The 20,945-nt window shown below is 60.7% G+C and carries 19 protein-coding genes; 12 read left to right on the top strand and 7 right to left on the bottom strand.

What is annotated here, in order from left to right:
- The first annotated feature begins 449 nt into the window (after positions 1–449).
- The 4 genes from SJY08_RS15620 to SJY08_RS15605 are packed head-to-tail and all read left to right on the top strand — an operon-like array spanning position 450 to position 5,926.
- Positions 450–1,802, top strand: coding sequence for a TolC family outer membrane protein (locus SJY08_RS15620; RefSeq protein WP_377276767.1), 1,353 nt, complete (start codon positions 450–452; stop codon positions 1,800–1,802).
- Positions 1,803–1,823: 21 nt separating this feature from the next.
- Entirely contained in the window at positions 1,824–3,977 is a 2,154-nt protein-coding gene (locus SJY08_RS15615; RefSeq protein ID WP_377276765.1) for a type I secretion system permease/ATPase, read from the top strand.
- On the top strand, positions 3,974–5,266 hold the full coding sequence (locus SJY08_RS15610) for an HlyD family type I secretion periplasmic adaptor subunit (protein WP_054150915.1): 1,293 nt from the start codon (positions 3,974–3,976) through the stop codon (positions 5,264–5,266). Before SJY08_RS15615 ends, SJY08_RS15610 begins: the two co-directional genes overlap by 4 nt.
- Before the next feature lie 3 nt (positions 5,267–5,269).
- Positions 5,270–5,926 (top strand): ribbon-helix-helix domain-containing protein, encoded by a 657-nt coding sequence (locus SJY08_RS15605; RefSeq protein WP_246727472.1) that lies wholly within the window; start codon positions 5,270–5,272, stop codon positions 5,924–5,926.
- Positions 5,927–5,959: 33 nt separating this feature from the next.
- On the opposite strand, the gene SJY08_RS15600 is transcribed toward SJY08_RS15605, so the two are convergent.
- Complete coding sequence (locus SJY08_RS15600) at positions 5,960–6,922, bottom strand: transglutaminase-like cysteine peptidase (protein ID WP_377276762.1); 963 nt, start codon at positions 6,920–6,922, stop codon at positions 5,960–5,962.
- Positions 6,923–7,250: 328 nt separating this feature from the next.
- Here SJY08_RS15600 and SJY08_RS15595 point away from each other — a divergent pair, with 328 nt between their 5' ends.
- The 3 genes from SJY08_RS15595 to SJY08_RS15585 all read left to right on the top strand — a co-directional run bounded on the left by SJY08_RS15595 (position 7,251) and on the right by SJY08_RS15585 (position 9,940).
- Positions 7,251–8,429, top strand: coding sequence for a hypothetical protein (locus SJY08_RS15595; RefSeq protein ID WP_377276760.1), 1,179 nt, complete (start codon positions 7,251–7,253; stop codon positions 8,427–8,429).
- 142 nt (positions 8,430–8,571) lie between these two features.
- Complete coding sequence (locus SJY08_RS15590) at positions 8,572–9,108, top strand: cytochrome b (RefSeq protein ID WP_377276758.1); 537 nt, start codon at positions 8,572–8,574, stop codon at positions 9,106–9,108.
- Between the two features lie 22 nt (positions 9,109–9,130).
- A complete protein-coding gene (locus tag SJY08_RS15585) occupies positions 9,131–9,940 on the top strand; it encodes a RibD family protein (protein ID WP_377276756.1) in 810 nt (269 codons plus the stop codon).
- On the opposite strand, the gene SJY08_RS15580 is transcribed toward SJY08_RS15585, so the two are convergent.
- Genes SJY08_RS15580 through SJY08_RS15565 form a run of 4 tightly spaced genes read right to left on the bottom strand, consistent with a single transcriptional unit; the run spans position 9,893 to position 13,329 of the window.
- Positions 9,893–10,690: a class I SAM-dependent methyltransferase gene (locus tag SJY08_RS15580; RefSeq protein WP_377276754.1), complete on the bottom strand. Its 798-nt coding sequence runs from the start codon at positions 10,688–10,690 to the stop codon at positions 9,893–9,895. The genes SJY08_RS15585 and SJY08_RS15580 overlap by 48 nt on opposite strands.
- A complete protein-coding gene (locus SJY08_RS15575) occupies positions 10,687–11,730 on the bottom strand; it encodes a glycosyltransferase family 4 protein (RefSeq protein WP_377276752.1) in 1,044 nt (347 codons plus the stop codon). Before SJY08_RS15575 ends, SJY08_RS15580 begins: the two co-directional genes overlap by 4 nt.
- Positions 11,727–12,125 (bottom strand): 6-pyruvoyl tetrahydropterin synthase family protein, encoded by a 399-nt coding sequence (locus SJY08_RS15570; protein ID WP_377276750.1) that lies wholly within the window; start codon positions 12,123–12,125, stop codon positions 11,727–11,729. The genes SJY08_RS15575 and SJY08_RS15570 overlap by 4 nt, the downstream gene beginning before the upstream one ends.
- A gap of 13 nt (positions 12,126–12,138) precedes the next feature.
- Positions 12,139–13,329 (bottom strand): zinc-binding alcohol dehydrogenase, encoded by a 1,191-nt coding sequence (locus SJY08_RS15565; protein WP_377276748.1) that lies wholly within the window; start codon positions 13,327–13,329, stop codon positions 12,139–12,141.
- Here SJY08_RS15565 and ribA point away from each other — a divergent pair.
- From ribA to SJY08_RS15550, 3 genes are read left to right on the top strand one after another with little or no spacing between them, the layout of a single operon-like run.
- Positions 13,300–14,406: a GTP cyclohydrolase II RibA gene (gene ribA / locus SJY08_RS15560; RefSeq protein WP_377276746.1), complete on the top strand. Its 1,107-nt coding sequence runs from the start codon at positions 13,300–13,302 to the stop codon at positions 14,404–14,406. The genes SJY08_RS15565 and ribA overlap by 30 nt on opposite strands.
- 28 nt (positions 14,407–14,434) lie before the next feature.
- Positions 14,435–15,247, top strand: a complete 813-nt coding sequence (locus SJY08_RS15555; RefSeq protein WP_377276744.1) for a CDP-alcohol phosphatidyltransferase family protein — start codon at positions 14,435–14,437, stop codon at positions 15,245–15,247.
- On the top strand, positions 15,244–16,002 hold the full coding sequence (locus SJY08_RS15550) for an FkbM family methyltransferase (RefSeq protein WP_377276742.1): 759 nt from the start codon (positions 15,244–15,246) through the stop codon (positions 16,000–16,002). The genes SJY08_RS15555 and SJY08_RS15550 overlap by 4 nt, the downstream gene beginning before the upstream one ends.
- An 8-nt stretch (positions 16,003–16,010) precedes the next feature.
- Here SJY08_RS15550 and SJY08_RS15545 read toward each other — a convergent pair whose 3' ends face one another.
- Positions 16,011–16,931, bottom strand: coding sequence for a YbhN family protein (locus tag SJY08_RS15545; protein WP_377276740.1), 921 nt, complete (start codon positions 16,929–16,931; stop codon positions 16,011–16,013).
- Positions 16,932–17,065: 134 nt separating this feature from the next.
- On the opposite strand from SJY08_RS15545, the gene SJY08_RS15540 reads away from it, so the two are divergent.
- Positions 17,066–18,667, top strand: a complete 1,602-nt coding sequence (locus SJY08_RS15540; RefSeq protein ID WP_377276738.1) for a sulfatase — start codon at positions 17,066–17,068, stop codon at positions 18,665–18,667.
- Here SJY08_RS15540 and SJY08_RS15535 read toward each other — a convergent pair.
- Entirely contained in the window at positions 18,654–19,595 is a 942-nt protein-coding gene (locus SJY08_RS15535) for a helix-turn-helix domain-containing protein (protein WP_054150933.1), read from the bottom strand. The two genes, SJY08_RS15540 and SJY08_RS15535, sit on opposite strands and share 14 nt — an antisense overlap.
- A 100-nt stretch (positions 19,596–19,695) precedes the next feature.
- Here SJY08_RS15535 and pobA point away from each other — a divergent pair, with 100 nt between their 5' ends.
- Positions 19,696–20,868 carry a 4-hydroxybenzoate 3-monooxygenase gene (gene pobA / locus SJY08_RS15530; protein WP_377276736.1) on the top strand — a complete coding sequence of 391 codons (1,173 nt, stop codon included), beginning with the start codon at positions 19,696–19,698 and terminating at the stop codon, positions 20,866–20,868.
- The last annotated feature ends 77 nt before the right edge of the window (positions 20,869–20,945 follow it).

Here is a 20,945-nt window from a genome sequence, read left to right as displayed (position 1 = left end):
ATTCGAAAAGGACTTTGGCTTTGCGCATGCGTTGCTGCCCGCCGACGGTCGCAGGTGCTTGAATGGGTGTTGCCTATTGGAGACAGTTCCATCGCATTTGCCGGATTCCACCTGGAAATACGCGGACTTTATTGCACGGTTAACGTCGAAGCCCAGCAAAATGATTCGAATGACTGCACGGAATATTTGACCTTGGCCATGAAAATTCGAAACTTCGAGTAATTCTTTTCTCGAGATCTGAAAAACTCGATTTTCGTTCTAACAGATCAAAATTGGGTGCATCTTTTGGACATGCCGATTGGACTTCCCAGCGACCAGTGCCCCGGTATATAACGGCCTCCAAGCAAGAATTGGGTAGGGGCAGACCTTTGTTTACCAAAAAGACTTTATTCGCAGCCTTGTACACCTCGGCAGCCTTTGCAATCGCGTCTGTTGCCCCAGCGAGCGCCATGTCGCTGCAGGAGGCCATCCAAAAGGCGCTGACGACCAATCCGCAGATTTCGCAAGCGGTCCAGAATCGCGAGGCGGTCGAGTTCGAACTGCGCCAGGCGCGAGGTCTCTACCTCCCGTCGATCGATCTGGAGGCGAGCGTGGGAAAGCGCCGGCTCTCGAACGCGAGCACGGGAAACCTGAGCCGGGACTACGAGGATTTTAACTCCTCCGAGGTCGGTCTGACGGTCACCCAGCGGCTCCTGGATGGCGGCGGCCGCCGGGCTCAGGTCGATCAGCAGGCCTCGCGTGTCGACGGTGCGTCCTTCCGTGTTCTGGAGCGTTCGGAGACGATCGCCCTGCAGGTCGTTCAGGACTATCTCGAATACATCTTGCAGGCCAAGATCGTTGGTGTGGCGCAGCAGAACGTCTCGTTCCACAACGGCATTCTCTCTGATATCAACCAGGGTATCTCCGGTGGTGCGCTGACCGAAGTCGACGCCGTTCAGGGGCGCGAGCGTCTCGCCGCCGCCAAGGCTCGCCTGCGCGAAGCTCAGGAGGAGCTGGAGCTCACCAAGATCCGCTTCCTGAAGACGGTCGGCGAGCCGATCACCAATGCAAAGGTGCCGGCCTCGGTTGCCAAGCTGCTTCCGCGCACGCTCGACGATGCCATCGCAACCGCAAAATCCAACAATCCGCGCATCTATTCGGCCCGCGCCGACATCGATGCCGCTGACGCGGCAGTGCGTGCTGCCCGCTCCAACTACGCCCCGACCGTCGATCTCGAAGGTCGTGCCAGCGTCGGCAATGACGTCGGCACCAGCCAGGGCAACACCAACGACGTTCAGGTGCGCCTGGTCGCCCGTTGGAACCTCTATCGCGGTGGTATCGACCAGGCCCGCGAGCAGGAGCAGATCCGTCGCGCCAGCGAACAGCGTTACGCATCCGATCAGGTTCATCGTGAGATCGAAGAGTCCGTGCGTTCGGCCTGGAATGAGCGCCGCAGCCGCGGCGAGCTCTCCCAGATCCTGAACTCGCAGTCCTCGCAGAATGCCCAGCTCGTTTCGTCCTATGGCGAGCAGTTCAAGATCGGCCAGCGCTCGCTTCTGGACGTTCTCGACGCGCAGAACACCCGCTTCAACACCAGCATCGTCGCCGAAACGGCCCGCGTTGCAGCCCTGTTCGCGGAGTACAAGATCCTGGCGGCTTCGGGCTCTCTGCTGAAGACCATGAATGTAAAGGCAGTCGGTCAGACCGACGCTTACGCGCGCAACGAATTCTCCGTGAAGACGACCCCGAATGGGGCCTATGTCGAGCGGGATCCGCGGCAAAAGGCGGGAATTCCGATGGACCTCCTGGCGCCGCTCCAGTAAACGCCCATCCGATAGGATGACATGTTAAATTCGTTGATCGAACCGGCGGGCCCTCGTGCCCGCATGAGCTTTCGTGCGTCATTCAAGGCTGTCGCCACATTTTACGGTCGGCCCAGCTCCGATACCGTACTTTTCTCAGGTCTGCCGGACGAAATCGTTGAATCTCTCGAACTCGACGATGTGGAACATGTCGCCGAGCGCATTGGCTTGCAGGTCATGCGGATTGGCGAACGTGCGATCCGCGAAAACGATTTTGATTGTCCAGCCATCGTCGTCCTCAAGGATGGCGGAACGCTACCCTTGCTCGAGGTCAGCGAAGACGGCGTCTACACGCTCGACATCCGCGAAGGCAACGCTTCGGTGCGGTTGACGCACCAGGAGCTTATGGCGCTCGGCCCGGAATTCCTGTTCGCCTTCACGCTCTTCTATCGGAACGACAGTGAAAACGCGCATATCGGTAGCGCGGACGAGATCGAGAAGCGCCATTGGCTTGTGCGGGCGCTGATGCCTTACTGGCGCACCTATCTGCGGGTCATCCTTGCGGCGCTGTTCATCAACCTGATCGCACTTGCCTCGCCGCTTTTCACGATGAACGTCTACGACCGTGTGTTGCCCAACAAGGCAATCCCGACCTTGTGGGTGCTCGCGGCTGGCATCATGCTCGCCTATCTCTTTGACTATTTGCTCAAGGAAGCGCGCGCGTCGCTGATCGACCATGCCGGCCGCAACGCCGACCTTCGTCTGTCGCAGATGATCTTCGACAAGGTGCTCAACACGACGCTTGCCTCGCGTCCGTTGTCGACGGGCGAATATGCCAATCGCGTCATGCAATACGAGTTTGTGCGTGAGTTCTTCACCTCGAACACGATCGGTCTGATGATCGATACGGCCTTCGTCTTCATCTTCCTGATCGTCATCTATCTGATCTCCGGCTGGCTTGCGATCATTCCGGCCGTTGCGCTGATCCTCTCCATCGCGATCGGTCTTCGCGCCCAGGCCCAGATTGGCCACCGGATGGCGGCGGCCTCGAACGAGGCATCGAAACGCCAGGCGCTTCTGGTGGAAACGATCTCCACCATCGAAACGCTGAAAAGCCTGCGCGCCGAAGCGACCATGCTGCGTCGCTGGCAGGAATTGATGAAGCATTCGAGCCGGACGAGCGAAGAGATCAAGCATATCTCGACCAATGCCATCAACCTGACGGCACTGATCCAGCAGATTGTCGGCGTGCTGATCGTGATTGCCGGCACTTACGAGTTCTCGGAAGGGCGTCTCGCCATGGGCGCGATCATCGCCACCGTGATGCTTGCCAGCCGTGCCGGCGCGCCGCTCGGCCAGATCGCCATGACGCTCGCGCGTTTCCGTCAGGCGACGCTGTCGCTCAGAATTCTCGATCAGGTGATGGAGCAGCCCGAGGATCGGCCGTCGACGGTCGGTTTCGTCAACCGCGAGATCAAGCATGGCGGTTTCAGTTTCCAGGACGTGAACTTTCAGTATCCGGGCTCGGACAATCCGGTCATCAGCAAGCTGTCCCTGACAGTCGCGCCGGGGGAAAAGGTCGGCATCATTGGCCGGATCGGTTCCGGCAAGACGACGCTTGGCCGTCTGCTCGATGGCCTCTTCGTCCCGACGGACGGGCGCGTGCTGATCGATGGCGTCGATATTCGCCAATATCACATGTCGGAAGTGCGTTCGGCCGTTGCTGTCGCGGGTCAATCTTCGGATCTCTTCTCCGGAACGGTCAAGGAGAACCTCCTGATCGGTCGCGCGGACGCCACCGACGAGGAACTACTCGAAGTGGCCCGCATGACGGGCGTTGAAGAGTTCGTCTCGCGCCATCCCCGTGGCTTCGACATGCCGGTCGGCGAGCGCGGTTCCAACCTGTCGAGCGGCCAGAAACAGGCCATGACGATTGCACGTCTCCTGCTAACCAAGCCGAAGATCGTTTTCCTCGATGAGCCATCGGGGGCGATGGATCTGGCAAGCGAGCGACATCTGATCAACCGGTTGTCGAGCGCCTTCGACAAGAACACCACGCTTCTGATTGCCACCCATCGCTTCACCATGCTCGATCTCGTCGACCGTCTGATCGTCCTCGACAAGGGCCGTGTGGTGGCCGACGGGCCGAAGCATCAGGTTATCGAAGCCATGCAGAAGAAGGGCGTGAAGCCATGAGCCGTCCGGTTGCCGACACGCCTCCGTTCATGGCCCGCATGATAGTGTTCCTCGTGGCGTCCCTTATCGTGCTTTTTCTGGCATGGGCTGCAATCGCCGAGATCGACGAGATCGCGAGAGGGGAAGGGAAGGTCATTCCCGTCTCCAAGACACAGATCGTGCAGTCCTCCGAAGCAGGCGTGGTCGAAACCATCGCCGTTCAGGTCGGCCAGGTCGTGCGCAAGGGTGAACTGATCGTCCAGCTCAACAACACGACGACGGAATCGTCGCTCGGCGAGTCCGTTGCAAGGGCGCGGGCCCTTGGCGCCAAGATTGCGCGTCTGGCGCTGGAGGAGGCAGGATCCTACGACGTCGCTTTCGTCTGCCCGGACGACGTTCTATCGGTCGCCAGCCAGGTTTGTGCAAATGAGGAGCGGCTCTTCGCTGCCAACAAGGCATCCTACATCAACAAGGCGGGCGTGCTTCGGGAGCGCGTGCGTCAGCGCGAGAACGAACTGAGCGAGGCGCAGGCCAATATCGTGCGCCTCGAGCAGAACATCACCCAGGCGACCCGGCAATACGATCTGATGAGCCCGCTGGCGAAGAAAGGTCTTGTGGCACAGACCGAGCTGATCGCCCTTGAGCGCGAACTGACAGATCAGCGCGGCCAGATCACAGTCTATCAGGAGAGCCTCGAGCGGCTCCGCGGCGCAGTAGAAGAAGCGCGTCTTCAGGTTGAGGAACTGGCGCTTCAGTTGCGTCAGCAGGCCTTGACGGAAAAGGCACAGACCCTCGCTGAACTCTCGGTCATCGACGAAACGATCCGCGGCGCTACCGATCGTGTCAGCCGCACCGATATCCGCTCCCCGGTGGATGGCATCGTCAACACGCTCGAAGTCAATACGATCGGCGCCTATGTCGACCCCGGCACCGTGGTCGCCGGCATTGTCCCCACCGCAGACACGCTTCTGATCGAAGCCAAGATTTCGCCGCGTGACGTCGCATTCGTAACGCGCGGCCAGAAGGCGATCGTGAAAGTCACGGCTTACGACTTCTCGATCTTCGGCGGCCTGGAAGGCGTGGTGACCAATATCTCCGCCGACAGTATTGTCGATAAGGACAAGGGCGAGACCTTCTATCTGGTCCAGGTAAAAACGGACCAGTCCGAGTTGATGCGCGGTGGCAAGAGCTATCCCATCATTCCGGGCATGGTTGCCTCGGCGGAAATCATGACCGGTCGCAAGACCATCCTGAGCTATCTCATGAAGCCGATCAACAAGGCGCAATCCGTCGCCCTGACCGAGCGGTGAGCCATGGCCCTTCCCGATCGGCAAGCCGCCTACTCAGAACCGGCCGAATTGAACCCGGCCGCGATGCGGCATGTCGAGGAAAATGACGCGGAACCGAAATTCCGCGCGATCATCGGCAAGGGTGGAGCACGCCGGGGTATCAGGCTGGAAAGCGTGTACTGGGACGGTCTTGCGTGGTTGCTGAACGGTTCGCGGCAATCTCTGGGCGATGTGGTGGAGCAGGCTGCCGGCCAGATGGGCGAGAATGGCAATCTGGCATCCATGCTGCGCGTGGTTGCATTTCGCTGGATGTGGCGTCGGCTGTCGCTGATGGAAAACGTTTATTCGGTTGAAAATCTGAATGCGCTGATCCAGGCCTGCCCGACGCCCGCCATCGTGCTTACACGTGACAAGAAGATCCAGTTTTTCAACGAACCCTTCATGACCATGCTGAAGCAGAAGCTTGTGCTGGGCAATATCGCCCAGCTGTCGGCGGGCTTCCGCTTTGTTCTCGACACGCAGGTCGATGAAGCGCTGCAGAGCCTTTCATCCAAGGGCAAGATGATCACGACGGGTTTCACCGCCACCTGCGCCGGAAAGCAGCTGACCGGCCAGATGAACCTTGCCATGGCCCCAAACCATCAGAAGCAGATGGTCATCGGCTACGTCGTCCGAGGCTGAGGTCGAACTCCACGGCTGGAGCGGAAGATCCGCTCAGAGTTCCCCGCCTTCGCCCGGTGCGATGCTGTCGAAGCTCTTCATGGCCATGGTCTTACCCTTTGTGCGGGTACCGTGCAGAAAGCCGCGGCCATTGGAAATGGAAAATAGCGGCTGGTAATCGGGCAGGCGGCTGTCCGCCAGAACCTGATCCCGCATGTTGTCCAGGATGTAGTGCGTTCCCTGGATCTCGACCGACAGAACGGCATGATAGAAGTGCCGCTTTTTGTCGTAGAGGATGACGACGGTCATGTCCTGCAGTGAAAAGCCTTGTGCTTCGAGGACCGCCATTTTCAAGAGGGCATAGTCTTCGCAGTCGCCGTAGCCGGAAGCGAGGGTCTGGGACGGGGAGGACCACTGATCCACCCGACCGTGACTGTCGATATCCTTGCGGTACTTGATGCGGCGGTTCACCTCGTGATTGACGAGGTTGAGCTTGTCGCGGAGCGAAGACATGCCGCCGCCGGCCGATGTCCGGTGGACCACAGCATCCATGTCGAAACAATTGGCGCCGCCGCACTTAAGCGCGGTACCCTTGGCGATCTCAGCAAAGGTCGGTGCCGCCTTCTTCAGTGCGCCGAGTTTCTTGAAGGGAATGGCCACAGAGTTGAAGACATCATCGGTTGGTGTCTTGCGCCGGTTGGGTGCTATTTCTTTTGGCGCTGTCGCGACGGTGCCGGTCGAGAGGTCCGTACGCAGCGGAGCGAACGCGACGACCTGTGTGGCGATCGACTGGGCAAAGAGTTCCGTGGTCTGGGACCAGCGCTGCTCGATCTTGCCGAAGAGATTTGTGCCGAGCGAGCCTGCAAGGGGGCTCATTCCAAGCACGAGCGTCTGGGCGACGTTTGAGTAAGAAGTCATCGTATGTGGCAGCATGGGAGCCGCCATCGAACCCGATGAAACTAGGGTAGCCGCTACGAGGGCCGAGACTGCGACAATTTTCTTGTTGTTCTTGAGCATCGCTATTCTCCAATTGTTGCTTGAAGAATAGCGGCAATGCTTGAATTATCGGTTCGTATAGATGGCTTCTATACTTTGAATATGCATCGCTATATTAAAGTAAAATCCGGTGGATAATTGTCAGGTCTTGTTAACCAAGGTGGCCAGAAGGCAGGAAATCCAGGCGTTGAAGGCGTCTGGAATCTAAGTCGTTCTCCTGTATTGCCAGTCGAGCCCAGCTGTTGCCTTTGCTGCAGTCTGCCCAGATATGGAACACCTTCGCTCTTGCTTCGCCGAGTGCCAATGCTTAACGTTCGCCAACGGATCAGGAACGAGACTTGGCGCCATCATGGTCGGAATAAAACACTTTACGCGGAGCTTCCTGCGCGCCGGAGCTTCGGCTCTGCTGCTTGCCGCTCTCTCCTCTTGTCAGACCGATGACTTCAAGCCGAACGCTGGTGAAGGCGGAGCCTCTGCGGCCGTCAACCCCGCCAACGATACGGGTCTCTACAACCAGACCCTGGGATCCGGTTCGGTGAAGGTCGCCTATCTCGGTGTCCGTCGTGCGGATCAACCGGGCCGCCAGGCCGATAGCGAATACCGGGATGGCGCCGCTCTGGCCGTCAACATGCTCGGTTCCGACGTCGTGAAGCTCACCATGCTTGAGACGACGGAAAAGCCGGAGGCGATCGAGGCCGCGGCAAGGACCCTGGCGCGCCAGCAGGTATCCTTCATCGTCACTACCGCACGTGGTGCGGAGTTTGAAGCGATCCAGCGTGGCCTGGGCGGACTTCAGGTCCCCATGCTTGCATTCCAGACAAACGAGGCGGTCCTGCCTGAAAATGTCTATCCCTTCGTATCCAGCCCTGCCGACAGCCTGATAGAAAGCGCGTCCTTCGCAATGGCCGAAGGGGCGACCCATGCGGTGATCCTCGCCTCCTCTCCGGCGGAAAAAGCTCAGGCCGATCGGATCGCCAGCCAGATCAAGGCCTTTGGCGGCAAGGTTGAGCCGATTATCGAACTGAGCGGCGGCACGCTGCCTGCTAAGGCTCTTAATTCGTGGAGCAAGGCCGACATGGTGGTTCTGATGCCAGGCATCAAGTCGCCGGGCGAGGTGTTGAAGAAGGCGGATGCCGCCAAGCCGCCGCGGCCGGGCCGCAGGATCGTTGCGAGTGCCGTTCTGACGGCGCAGGATCTCAATGAGCCCAAGCTGACCGGCAGCATCGTCTGTCGCTACGACCAGAACGTCCAGGCAAGGATCGGTAGCCGATACATGGCGAGTTATGGAATGCCGGCCTCTGCCCAGGCCGGCTATGGCTTCGACGCCATGGCGATGGCCATCGGCCTCGCTGGCCGTTTCCGGGAGCTGGCCTTCGGGCCCGAGCGGCTCATGTCGCCGGATGGCTTTTCAGGCTCGCTCGGTGTCTTCCGTCTGGAGGGCGATCGCAAGGTTCGGCGCAACTGCGATATCTTCAAGGTCGCCAAAGGCTCCTATGTTTTCTTCCAGAAGGCGCCTCCGACGCTCTGATCACCACAGCGTGACATGATCTGCGAGCCCCGATCTTCCGTTTACATTGTTGTCAAACCGTCACATCCTGATGGCGGATGACTGATGGGCGGCAGGCGAGGAGGTCTGGCGCACGAATGGTCTGGGATCGGAGCAAAGTGTAATGAACGGCGCACAATCGATGGTGGCGGGCGAACGCTATGCAGGCACGCTGCGCATCCTCCATTGGCTGATTGCAGTCCTTGTCCTCATGACTTGGCCACTTGGCCAGATGATTGGGTTCGTGAAGGACGACGTGAAACTCGACTTCTATCTGATCCATGAAAGCCTGGGCTTCCTGGTTTTGTGGCTGATGCTGGTGCGGATCGGCACAAGGCTGACAAGCGGAGCACCTCTGGTCGAGGCGCCGCGATTGGAGAAGGCTGCCGCCCATGCGGTGCACGGGCTTCTCTATGTCTTCCTGATCGTCATGCCGGTTTCCGGGTTTCTGGCAACCAATGCCCATGGCTTTCCGCTCAAATGGTTTGGTCTGTTCACCGTCTGGAGCCCGATCGGCAAGTCACCGGAAATAGCGTCCACCCTTTCGGCAATCCATGCCTGGAGCGCGTGGATCATTTTGGCTCTCTTTGCGTTGCATATTTCGGCGGTGGTCTTCCATCACGTGATCCGCCGCGACGGTACGCTTTATCGCATTTTGTAAAACTCTCCGGGACAGGACCTCGATGCGTAAGATCGAAATGACGGACCAGCTTTGGGCGCGCCTTCTTGCCATGCGCGGCAGCGCAAGCCAGACCGGTGCAGACGAAGGCGATCCCGTCATGGCCCTGTACGCACCGATTGCCGCCGCAGAGCGCGGCTTTGTTCTGGCGCAGGTCGGCCAGTCGCTCGATGGCCGCGTGGCCACGCCATCAGGTGACGCACGCGACATTTCCGGAAGCGACGGCATCGCCCATCTTCATCGCTGTCGCGCGCTCGTGGAAGCAGTGGTCGTCGGTGTCGGCACCGTCAAATGCGACGACCCGAGACTTTCCGTCAGGGCAGTGAAGGGCCCCAATCCCGTCCGCGTCGTGATTGATTGTCGCGCGGAACTGACCGGCGAGGAACGCCTGTTTCGCGACGGCGGCGCACCAGTCATTCTCGTGCAGGGGCATGATGCACCGGTCAAATCCCATGGAGCCGACGTCATCAGAGTTCGCAGGGGCGAGGGTGGCCTTGATCCTCAGGACATCCTGGATGCACTCGCGGACCGCGGCTTGCGTCGCATTCTCGTCGAGGGAGGCGCACGCACGATTGCCCGCTTCATCGAAGCCGATCTCGTCGATCGCCTGCACGTCGCGATTGCCCCGCTGATCATTGGCTCGGGACCTGCCGGCATTGCGCTGCCGCCGATCGACAAGCTTTCAAGCGCTCACCGGCCAGCCGCCAAGGTCTATACCTTGGGCAGCGACATCCTGTTCGATTGTGATCTGAAAAACCCAGCCGTTTCAATGTCGGGCGAGCGCGAGGATATCCGAGTGGCCGACCACGCATGAGCTGCCGGTCTCTGCGATCTTCGCGAGCCTGAAATCCAGCCAGTTCCTGATTTGGACGTCAGTCAGAGTACCGATCTCCGAAAGCGGCTGTTCGAGCCCCTCGAGAAAAGCGGCGTGCAAGTCACCGTCATCAGGGCCCATCACCCAAGGGCTGGTGGCAACCGAGACCGCATAGCCCAAACGCTCGAAAGCTTGCTTCAGATGCGCGGTCGCGTCTGGGCCGAGTGCCGGCCCAAAGCCCTTGTCGAAATGCTGGTGCTGATTGAAGTCTTTGGCGACCTGTTCATCAAGCGGATGAGCAACGGACCATTCCATGACGCCGTCATAGTTCAGCGCGGCATAGAGCCCCGTTTTGCTCACAGCGAGGGTTTTGGCAAAGTGATCGCAGAAATCTGCCGAGCAGAGATCGAAGAGAGCCGATGCCGTGACCACGCTCACTTCGGTAAGCGGCAGCGTGTCGATCTCGTTCAGATCGAACTGGCGAAACGAAACGTCCTGTTGATCCCCGATGCGGCGCTCGGCCTCCGCCAGCAGCAGCGGGTCGTAGTCGAGCAACTGCCATTTCGCATGGGCCGGGAAGCAATGAGCCAGGCTCCGCCAGGTCGAGCCGGTGCCGCAGCCGATGTCGAGTATGTAGGGGCGTTCGATACCGCCAAGATGCTGCGACAATTGCTCGACCAGCGACTTCCCCCGCGCTCTCATGTCGACAGGTTCGCGCAGTGCCAGCCAGTCCTTGTTGAAGCCGCTCATGAAATACCATCCAGTGTGTTGGAGATGATTGCTGCCGTGTCAGCCCATGTCGGCAGGAGGCTGCCGGCTTGAAGGGCCGCGGCAGACCGCGTCTCGCGCTCCTGCGGGCTTTGCAGCAGACGACGGAGCGCCTCTCCGAAAGCCGGTGCGTCATCGACCGGCACCAGTATCCCCGCATCGGAAGGAACGACGTCTGGAACGGCTCCGGCATGGCACGCCACGATCGGAAGCCCGTGAGACAGAGCTTCGGCAAACACCATCCCATAGCCTTCGTATCGGCTGGCAAGCGCAAAGATGTCCGCCGAGGCGAAGTTCACCTGCGGGTCGTCGACCTCGCCGAGCAACTGAACGCGCGCTTCCAGGCCCAGCGCTTCGACCTGTCGCGCCACCGCTTCGCTCGTCGAAGGATCGAGGCTCTTGCTGCCAATGATGACGGCCTGCCAGTCGAGATCCTCGACCGATTTGAGAGCCCTCAGCAGCACGTCATGACCCTTGCGGCGGGTGAGTGTGCCGACCGAGATGATCTGCGGGACCGCATTGACGACGCGCCTTGCTTCGCTCTTGTCGATCCCGGGCAGGGCGACCGTAATGCGGGCGGACGAAACGCCATAATTGGATGCAAGTTCACGTGCCGTCATCGGCGAGGTCACGATCACATGTCGGGCTGTCGCAAGCGCCCTCTGTTCGCTCTGTCGGAAGCGCTGCTGCTCTTCATCCGACAGCCCCGTTTCGAGGGCGAGCGGATGATGAACAAGAGCAATGATCCGAAGCCGTTCGACATGGTCTCTTGCCCAGGCGTCGAGGACGCCGAAGGCGAGCCCGTCGATCATAACGAGCGTCCCGTCCGGCAGTGTCGACAGGGCTGCTTCCGCCCGGTCCAGCGTGTCTGCGGTGGGAACCGGAAACCCGTCGCCAAGCGGCAGAAGCCTGATCTGCCAGCCGCATTCGCGAAGTCCATCGATAACTCGGCGGTCATAGCCATAGCCGCCGGTCTTCAGAGACAGGTCGCCCGGATAGGCGAACACGAGGGAAGGGTTCAAAGATCGGCCTCGTACCAGCCACGGGCCGCATGGGATTCGTGCAGCATGACCTTCAGGCGGCAGATCCGATTGCTGCCGGGGCCGAGACGCTTGTCGGACACGGCCTGTGCCAGCTGGTCGAAGATGTGTTTTGCAATGACTTCCGTCGTGCTGATCTTACCTTTGAAGACAGCAAGTTCGTCCAGGTTCTGGTAGTTCAGCGGCTTCAAGACCTCGGACAGAACGGTTGTCGCAGCACCGATATCGACGGCGAGGCCATCCTCGTCCACGTCCTTGGTGAAAAAGGCCGCATCGACGACAAAGGTTGCGCCATGCATCCCCTGTGCAGGCCCGAAGACCGGACGCGGCAGGCTGTGGGCGATCATGATATGGTCTCGGACTTCAACAGCGAACATGAGATCTCTTTCGTCAGTAGCGGATGCGATGGCACAGGGTGTCCTGTGTGGAGAGGATACGAGCGTAGGCGTCTGGCAGTTCAGAAAAAGCGGTCTCACCGGAGATAAGGCGCTCGAGACGCGGATCCAGGAGCAGTTCCAGCGCCTTGCTCATTCGCCGGCGATAGGTCCAGCGAGCCCGGCGTGACGAAGGAATTCCGCCGACTTGCGAACTGACGAGGGACAGGCGTCGAGAATGAAACGCACCGCCCAGGGGAATGCTGACCATGCGGTCGCCATACCAGCTGGCTTCGACAATTCTCGCTTCAAAGCCCGCATGGGCGATGGCGTTTTCGAGCGCGGCCGCGGCTGCGCTGGCGTTGATCAAGATGTCGAATTCCCCGTCGATCATGTCGGGCTCGGCAAACGTGAGGTCCAGATCGGAAGCCAGTTTACGGCGCGACGGATCCTTGTCGATCAGGACAGTTTCCGTGCCGGCGATCCGGGAAGCGAGATAGGCGACGAGCGTCCCGACAACGCCGGCGCCGAAGACGGCGACGCGGTCGCCCGGCTGCACGCCTGCATCCCAGATAATGTTGAGCGCTGTTTCCATATTGGCGGCAAGCACCGCCCGTCGCGGCGGCAGCGTCTCCGGTAACAGGGTTACTTGGTCTGACGGGAGGATGAATTGATCCTGATGAGGATGAAGGGCAAAGACATTGCGTCCGATGAGGTCACGGGGACCATCGACGATTTCACCGACGGCCGCGTAGCCATATTTGACCGGAAAGGGGAACTCGCCTTCCATATGCGGTCCGCGCATGCGTTCAAATTCGCTTTGAGGAACCGCACCCTGAAAGATCAGGGACTCTGTCCCGCGGCTGATCCCGCTGTAGAGTGTGCGCACGAGCACTTCGTTTTCAGCAGGCATGCCAAGCGGCTCGTGCCGGAGCCGGCAGATTTCTTTTGCCTCGAACCACAGCGCAGCCGCCGTCTTTCCGGCAGATACGGATTGTTCATTCACCTCGAGCTTCAAACTGCACGTCCCCCACCCTAAATATGCACACCAATGGAACGTATTGCCGAAGAAGACATTTTGTTCCTTAGCCGCCATCAAAATAAATTTATGGCGGATGCGCAAACCATCGCTGAAACTTCGGCGTAATGGTTGCCACTGATAGGGAGAGTACGCCTCATGTCCAAGTCCAGCCAGTCCGCTTTCCAATTCTCGACCGCCGAGATCGAAGTAGAACGCGCCGTAGCCGAGCTGCGCTATGGTCGACCCGTGATCGTAACGGAGGGAGAACGAAAGCTTGCTGTCCTGGCGCTCGACTGTGTAGCGCCCTCGCTTTTCGATCAATTCGCAGCCGTCACCGAGAACCGGCACAGCCTCCTGTTGACCGCGCCGCGGGCCGGTCGTTTGGGGATCCGAGCCGAACAGGACGTGATCACGCCGCTGGCCGGTCTGTCTTTCGATGATGCCTCACGGCTTGCTTACACACTTGGTGCGGAAAAGCCTGCATTGTGGCAGCCGGCGGATGCACTGGCGACACAGACGACAGAACTGGCCCGCCTGGCGCTGTTGCTGCCGGCCATGGTGCTGGCGGATGTCACGACCATGACAGATCGGTTCGGCGGTTGCTGCGAGATCGCCTCCAGCCGTTTGAAAGGCGCTGATGCCGCCCGCCAGCGCTTCGACCAAGTCGTTCGCACCCGCGTTCCGTTGAAGGATCTTGGTGATGCCGACTTCGTCGTCTTCCGCGGTGGCCTGGCTCAGAAGGATCAGGTCGCCATCATCGTCGGTAAGCCGGATGTCACGAAGACCGTGCCGATCCGCATTCACTCGTCCTGCCTTACCGGAGACCTCTGCGGCTCCCTGAAATGCGATTGCGGTGACCAGCTGCGCAATGGTCTTGCCCTGCTCAAGCAGGCGGGCGGCGGCGTGCTGCTCTATCTCGACCAGGAAGGGCGCGGCACGGGCATCGGCGCCAAGATGCGTGCTTATGGCTATCAGCATCTCGGCCTCGACACGATCGATGCGGATGCCGAGCTCGGGCTCGCCGAAGATCATCGCCGTTATGAAGCAGCCGTTGCCATGCTCCGGCATCTCGAGATCGCGAAGGTGGCGGTCTACACCAACAACCCGACCAAGATCGCCGGCCTCAAGCTGGGCGGCATCGAAGTCGAGGCACGGGCGTCGGTCACCGGTCGGGTCACGGCGGAAAACGAAAACTATCTGCGCACCAAGACCTTGCGCGCCGGCCACATGCTCGATCTGGAAACTCTGGTCGCGGCAGAATAAGCTCCAGGCGGGCAGGGAGGATTGCAAGATGGCAAGCGAGCCTGAACGGCTTGGCGGCGATGGTTTCGGTCGGCCATGGGCAGATGCCCAGCTCGACTGGGTCGCGATGCTGCGACAGCGTCGTGGACTGCTGATGAACACGCTGGCGGGCCTCTCAGGCCTGCTTGTCGGCACATCGGTCGTCGCGGTGATCGTCTCTTTTCATCTCCCGCTCGGCTGGGATTTCGTGGCCTCGGTCATTCTGTCGCTCGCGCTGATGTTTGCGCTGGTGGTCTATTCTCTGCCCGATCACCCCCATCGCAAGTTCGGCCCGGCCAATCTCGTCACCGCCTTTCGCGCTTGTCTCGTTAGCCTGACTGGCGCGACCGTGCTGTGCTTCGACAGTCTCGCTGCGACCGATACGGCACTCTGGACACTTGCCGGTGTGGTTCTCATCGCCTTGGCGCTCGACGGCGTCGATGGTTATCTCGCGCGCAGCTACGGACATGAATCGTCCTTCGGTGCCCGCTTCGATATGGAAGTCGATGCACTGCTGATCCTGGTCCTGTCCGTCGCCGCAGCCTTCTTGGGAAAGGCGGGTCTCTGGGTATTGCTGATCGGCCTGATGCGCTACGGTTTCGTGGCCGCAGGCTGGGTGTTGCCGAAGCTGAACGGCGAGCTCTTTCCCTCGTTCCGACGCAAGCTTGTCTGCGTGATCCAGATTTCGGCACTCTGCCTGATCCTGATACCCTTCGTGACCGTTCCCTATTCGACCGCCATCGCAGCGGTCGCGCTTCTGGCGCTCGCCTATTCGTTTACGGTGGACGTGATCTACCTGCTGCGTCGGCCCGTCACGTCATGACCAGTCTCACCGAGCGTCTCTCGACATCATTCGGGCTCGCCCGCTCGCTCGTCGTCTACTACGGCCAGCCCTGGCGCAGATCGGCGCTGCGGCAATTCTATGCGTCGATCGTCAAGTCGGGTGATCTCGTCTTCGACATCGGCGCCCATGTCGGCAGCCGCAGCAGCACCCTGTTGAAGCTCGGAGCGAAAGTCGTGGCGGTCGAACCCCAGCCGGCTTTCGCAGACTTCATCGAAAACCGTTTTGCAGGCGCGTTGACCGGCTTCGAACGGGTGGCCGTCGGTCGGACCGCCGGGCAGATCGATTTGCTGATCTCGAGCCGCCATCCGACGGTCACAAGCATCTCCAGCCGCTTCGTCGAGACGGTGAAGCAAAGCAAGGGGTTTTCGCAGGTCGTCTGGGACCGCAAGGTCACGGTGCCGATGGTGACGCTCGATCATCTCGTCGCGAAATACGGTATGCCTGCCTTTTGCAAGATAGACGTCGAGGGCGCGGAGGCGGAAATTCTCTACGGCCTTTCAAAGCCGATACCCCTGATCGCCTTCGAATACATTCCGGCCATGCCCTCCGTTGCGTCCAACGCGATCGATCGTCTGATGGGCATCGGCAGTTATCGCTTCAACCGGGTCGTCGGAGAGCAGCATCGGTTCGTGTCGGACCGCTGGAAATCGGCAGACGAGCTGCTGGTCGAGCTGTCGCAAATGCCTCCCGAAGCGCAATCCGGCGACGTTTACGCCCGGATAGAGAGCCGATGACGATGCGTTCAGGCGCGACGCGGCTTTCCGCGGATGGCCTCGAGCGAGAGGATCGCGAGACCCGGCAGGGCGCCGGCAAGAGAGAGACCTCCATAAACGACGCTCGCAGCCAATCCCTGGCTCTCGGTGGCGCCAAGCAGTGGCCAGAGCGCCATCGCGGCGGCTTCCCGCGTACCCCAGCCTCCGAAACCAGCGGGGATCAGCATCGCGATCAGGCAGAGCGGAATGATCGTGAATGCCGCAATGCCGGGGAGGGGCGCGCCAACGGCATGGCTCGCAAGAAAGAAGGTCGCGACGTAACTGCCGACGATCACAAGGCTGAGCCCCGCCTGAACAGGCAGCGCGCCGCGGTGGATGAAGACGCGCAACAGGTCATCGCCGATATGGCTGAGCCTCTTGTACCGGCGCTTCGCGATGATCAGGCCCGCGCAGACTGCGGCGACAAAAAGCAGGAAGCAGAGCACCAGCAGCAAGGCCTGACGTCCGGCATCCTCGCCTCCGAGGACCAGCGGCCAGGCGAACAGGCCGGAAAGTGCCAGAACGAAAAACGCAGCCTGGCCGGAAAGCCGCTCGAAGATCACGGCCTTGGCTGGTCCTTTCCAGCCGCCGGCGCCGGCATTGCGCATGCGGTAGGCGCGCACGGCATCACCGGCGACGCCGCCGGGAAGGCTTTGGTTGAGAAGGCTCGCCACGTAGTACTCGCTGATCGCGACGCTCGCCGGGAACGGTTCGCCGAGACGGCTCGCGGTAAAGCGCCAGCGCAGCGCCGACACGATAATCTGCACCTGCACCAGGGCAAGACCGGCGATGACATGCGTAACGGAGATCTGCCAGAAGGCTGCGCCCAGCGCGGTCAGATCCGTTCTGGACAGGAGAAATGCCAGGAGCGCGATCAACGCGACGGGAGCAAGGAGACGCAGAATGGGCAAACGGCGGGGCTTTCGTCGGGGGTGAGTGGTCGTTTGCTGTCCTATACGCGGAAAGAGAGGCAGCGGACCTTCATGACGGCAAATCCTCCCGCGTGCAATCGATCTGCCCTTCTCGGTAGCGGAGTGACTGGATCATGAAGTCAGCCGACACGCTTAAGCCCTATATCGGCGCCCTCGTGGTGACAGTGATCGCCTGGTTCGCTTTCACCTTGCCGGACCATCCCGATGCGGTCGCCCTCAATGCTTTCGCCCGCCTGCCGCTCGAATGGGCATTGATGATGCTGCTCTTGCTCGCGGTCCCGCGCAGTCTACGTCGGCCGATCGGGCTTCTGTGCGGACTGGTTCTGCTTCTTATCCTGTTCCTGAAGACAGCCGACATTGGCACCCAGGCTGCCTTTCAGCGCCCGTTCAATCCCTATCTCGATATCAAGATGCTTGCCGATGGCTGGAATCTGATTTCAGGGACCGTCGGCACATTGGCAGCCTTTGCGGCTGTCGCGGCCGCGCTTCTGGGCTTGTCCGCCATACTGATGCTGTTTCTGTGGGCGGCACGCCGATTAACGGAGATCGGGCGCCCCGCGCGCTCATGGCTGGTTCTGTCACTCGTGGCGATCACCCTTCTCGGCGGGATTGCGATTGTTTTGGACGCGCCCCGGGTCGAAGCGCGCATGCCCTCTTACCTCAACAAGCGACTGACGCTTGTCATCCGCTCTGTTCAGGACATGCATGTCTTTGAAACCGCTCTGTCGCGGGGAGAGGGCCCCCGCAACGGCGCCGGGCTCTTCGGACGCGTCAAGGACAAGGACTTTGTGCTTATCTTCGTTGAATCCTATGGCCGCTCGGCGCTGGAGGATCCTCGATATGCGTCGATCACCCGACCACGCCTCGCAAGCGTCCAAGCCGAGATTGAGCGAGCCGGTCTCGTTTCCGCCAGTGCCTGGGTCACCGCTCCGACCGTTGGCGGTCTCAGCTGGCTGGCGCACGGAACGCTCCTCTCCGGCCTCTGGGTCGACAGCCAGGCGCGCTACGACCGCTTGATGATCAGCCAGCAACCGAGCCTCAACAGGCTGTTTGCCGAAGCCGGATGGAAGAGCATCGCGGCCATGCCTGCCATTACGATGGAGTGGCCTGAAGCCGCATATTACGGATATCGCCAGATCCTGGCGGCAGCCGACCTCGATTACCAGGGCAAGCCCTTCAACTGGGTCACGATGCCGGATCAGTATACCCTGTCAGCCTTCGAGCGCCTGGGTCGCGCCCCTGCCCGGGCTGCGGGCGAACGCGTGATGGCGGAAGTGGCGCTGATCTCCAGCCATGCGCCGTGGACACCTGTTGCCCGCCTCATCGACTGGGATGCCGTCGGCGACGGCTCGATCTTCAACGCACAGGCGGAAAGCGGCGACCCGCCTCGGGTCGTCTGGGCCGATCCTGAGCGTGTGCGCGCCCAATATATCCAGACGATCGACTATTCCCTTGAAACTCTCGGCAGCTACATGGCGCGGTTTGGCGAGGATACCGTCTTCGTTATCCTCGGAGACCATCAACCTGCGGCCATCATCACCGGTCCCAACGCATCGCGCGCCGTCCCGATCCATGTCGTATCGGCGGATAGGGACCTCGTCGCCCGCTTTGAGCGGGAAGGGTTCCTCCCCGGCATGCGCCCGGAGACGCAGACCCGCGAGTGGCCGATGAACGAGATGCGGCCGGTTCTGATCGATCTGTTCAGCCAGCCTTGACTGTTTCTGCATCTTCCGCCCGAGATCCCAGGCGGATCTGTTCCTGAGCGCGCCAGCTCGCCGGGGTCATCGCGGTCTGGCGACTGAAGAAGCGGGAGAAATAGGCCGGATCGGAAAAGCCGAGGCGGAACGAGACTTCCTTGATGCTGCCGGGCGTGAAGAGAAGTTCTCGTTGCGCTTCCTCGATCAGCCGCCTCGCCACGAGCTCCTGCGTACCGAGACCTGTCTTGGCTTTCAGCACGCGGTTGAGATGGGTTGGTGTGATCCCCAGCGCATGGGCGTAGAACGATGCCGGACGATGGTTGCGAACCTCCCGGTGCAGCAATGACGAGAAGGCCTCAAGCCTGCGATCGTTCTCATCGGTCGCCTCTTTCTCGGTTTCACCCTGGGCAGCGAGACGGGCTGCAAGCGCCAGAGCTGCTGCAAGCCCCGTCTCCATCAGCACGGTGCGCCCCGTAAGCCGCCCCTGCCATTCGCTCGCGACCCTGAGCAGGTGGGAGAGGATCAACTGCCCCTCCGGATCCTGCGGGGCAAGGCGGGTCACGCTTGGTGTCGACAGGAACTGCCCGAGCGCGCTCGGCTCGCCCGGTCGGACCGGCAAGCGACTCGCAAGAAAGGTAAAGACGTAGCCGTCGATCTCTGGTGAAAAGCGGAACCCGTGCCCGATAGCGGGCGGAACGGTGACGATCGAGACCGGTTCGAAACGGGCAATCTCTCCTTCGAAGACCGCATCGCCGGAGCCGCCTGTCACGAGCAGGATTTGGAAATAGCGTTCGTGTCTGTGCAGCCCGATTTCCCAGTGATGCAGTGCACTTCGGGCCGGAATTGTCTCGCAATGCACCCAGAAACGCGAACCCGCGGGATCGTCCTCGCCATAAAGCTCGTAGGTCGGGATCGAGGTCCGTATTGGCTGCTTGCGTTTCGTCATGTTCGATTTGTGCAACAAAAGACGCGATGCGTCCATTGTTGACGGCCGCGCTCGCCGTCAAACTTGTCGAAAGACAAATGGCTGCATCGTGGGAGGAAACATGCGAACCAAAGTCGTCATCATCGGGTCAGGTCCGTCCGGCCTCTTGCTCGGGCAGCTTCTCACCAATGCAGGCATCGACAATGTGATCGTCGACCGCGTCGGCAAGGACCACATTCTGTCTCGCGTGCGGGCCGGGGTGCTCGAAGAAGGAACTGTCGGCCTCGTGGATCGCGCCGGCGTCGGCGAGCGCCTGCATCGGGAAGGTCTTCCGCATGACGGTTTCTCCCTCACGTTCGATGGCCGCGACCATCGTATCGATCTCTTCGATCTGACCGGTGGCAAGCGGGTCATGGTCTACGGCCAGACGGAGCTGACGCGCGATCTCATCGAGCGCCGCGAGCGCGACGGCGGTGTGGTGATCTATGATGCCACGAATGTCGTTCCCTCCAGTTTCGACGGCGACCAGCCGCATGTCACCTTCGAGAAGGATGGTGTCACGCAGCGCATCGATTGCGACTTCATCGCCGGATGTGACGGCTTCCATGGGGCCAGCCGCAAGGCAGTGCCCGAAGGCGCGATCAAGACCTTCGAGAAGATCTATCCCTTCGGCTGGCTGGGGATCCTCGCCGACGTGCCGCCGGTCAACCATGAACTCATTTATGCCAACCACCCGCGCGGTTTTGCGCTGTGCTCGATGCGCTCCGAAACCCGCAGCCGCTACTATGTTCAGTGCTCGCTCGACGACAAGGTCGAGATGTGGTCCGACGATCGCTTCTGGGACGAGCTGCGCCGTCGCCTGCCGGCCCACCACGCTGAGGCCATGGTGACGGGCCCCAGCTTCGAAAAGTCGATCGCGCCGCTGCGTTCCTTCGTCGCCGAGCCGATGCGCTTCGGGCGGATGTTCCTCGTCGGCGATGCCGCGCATATCGTGCCGCCGACGGGCGCCAAGGGCCTGAACCTTGCCGCATCCGACGTGCACTACCTGATCGAGGGGCTTCTCGAGCACTATCAGGAAAAGTCAAGCGCCGCACTCGATGCCTATTCGGCCCGTGCCCTTAAGCGTGTCTGGAAGGCTGTTCGCTTCTCCTGGTCGATGACCACATTGCTGCACCGTTTTCCGGATACCGGAGATTTCGGCCAGAAGATCCAGGAAGCCGAGCTCGACTACCTCACCCATTCGAGAGCGGCGTCCACGGCCATGGCGGAGAACTATGTCGGGCTGCCCTATTGACGTCTCGTCCAGGCGGCACCACTTGTCAAAAAACAATTGTTTGCTAGACTTACAAAATAGAGCGGATCGGGGAGGTT

It is taken from the genome of Rhizobium sp. R86522, from assembly GCF_042466255.1.
GTDB lineage: Bacteria > Pseudomonadota > Alphaproteobacteria > Rhizobiales > Rhizobiaceae > Allorhizobium.
Note: the sequence above shows the minus strand (reverse complement) of the source record. Positions and strands in the feature narration are given on the sequence as shown.

What these genes read in the sequence shown, in the direction of transcription:
- SJY08_RS15610 (WP_054150915.1), top strand. Translation starts at nt 3,974, where the DNA reads ATGAGCCGTCCGGTTGCCGACACGCCTCCGTTCATGGCCCGCATGATA.
- SJY08_RS15580 (WP_377276754.1), bottom strand. Translation starts at nt 10,690, where the DNA reads ATGAGCGGCTTCAACAAGGACTGGCTGGCACTGCGCGAACCTGTCGAC.
- ribA (WP_377276746.1), top strand. Translation starts at nt 13,300, where the DNA reads ATGTCCAAGTCCAGCCAGTCCGCTTTCCAATTCTCGACCGCCGAGATC.
- SJY08_RS15620 (WP_377276767.1), top strand. Translation starts at nt 450, where the DNA reads ATGTCGCTGCAGGAGGCCATCCAAAAGGCGCTGACGACCAATCCGCAG.
- SJY08_RS15590 (WP_377276758.1), top strand. Translation starts at nt 8,572, where the DNA reads ATGAACGGCGCACAATCGATGGTGGCGGGCGAACGCTATGCAGGCACG.
- SJY08_RS15570 (WP_377276750.1), bottom strand. Translation starts at nt 12,125, where the DNA reads ATGTTCGCTGTTGAAGTCCGAGACCATATCATGATCGCCCACAGCCTG.
- SJY08_RS15605 (WP_246727472.1), top strand. Translation starts at nt 5,270, where the DNA reads ATGGCCCTTCCCGATCGGCAAGCCGCCTACTCAGAACCGGCCGAATTG.
- SJY08_RS15535 (WP_054150933.1), bottom strand. Translation starts at nt 19,595, where the DNA reads ATGACGAAACGCAAGCAGCCAATACGGACCTCGATCCCGACCTACGAG.
- pobA (WP_377276736.1), top strand. Translation starts at nt 19,696, where the DNA reads ATGCGAACCAAAGTCGTCATCATCGGGTCAGGTCCGTCCGGCCTCTTG.
- SJY08_RS15540 (WP_377276738.1), top strand. Translation starts at nt 17,066, where the DNA reads ATGAAGTCAGCCGACACGCTTAAGCCCTATATCGGCGCCCTCGTGGTG.
- SJY08_RS15550 (WP_377276742.1), top strand. Translation starts at nt 15,244, where the DNA reads ATGACCAGTCTCACCGAGCGTCTCTCGACATCATTCGGGCTCGCCCGC.
- SJY08_RS15595 (WP_377276760.1), top strand. Translation starts at nt 7,251, where the DNA reads ATGGTCGGAATAAAACACTTTACGCGGAGCTTCCTGCGCGCCGGAGCT.
- SJY08_RS15585 (WP_377276756.1), top strand. Translation starts at nt 9,131, where the DNA reads ATGCGTAAGATCGAAATGACGGACCAGCTTTGGGCGCGCCTTCTTGCC.
- SJY08_RS15555 (WP_377276744.1), top strand. Translation starts at nt 14,435, where the DNA reads ATGGCAAGCGAGCCTGAACGGCTTGGCGGCGATGGTTTCGGTCGGCCA.
- SJY08_RS15600 (WP_377276762.1), bottom strand. Translation starts at nt 6,922, where the DNA reads ATGCTCAAGAACAACAAGAAAATTGTCGCAGTCTCGGCCCTCGTAGCG.
- SJY08_RS15615 (WP_377276765.1), top strand. Translation starts at nt 1,824, where the DNA reads ATGTTAAATTCGTTGATCGAACCGGCGGGCCCTCGTGCCCGCATGAGC.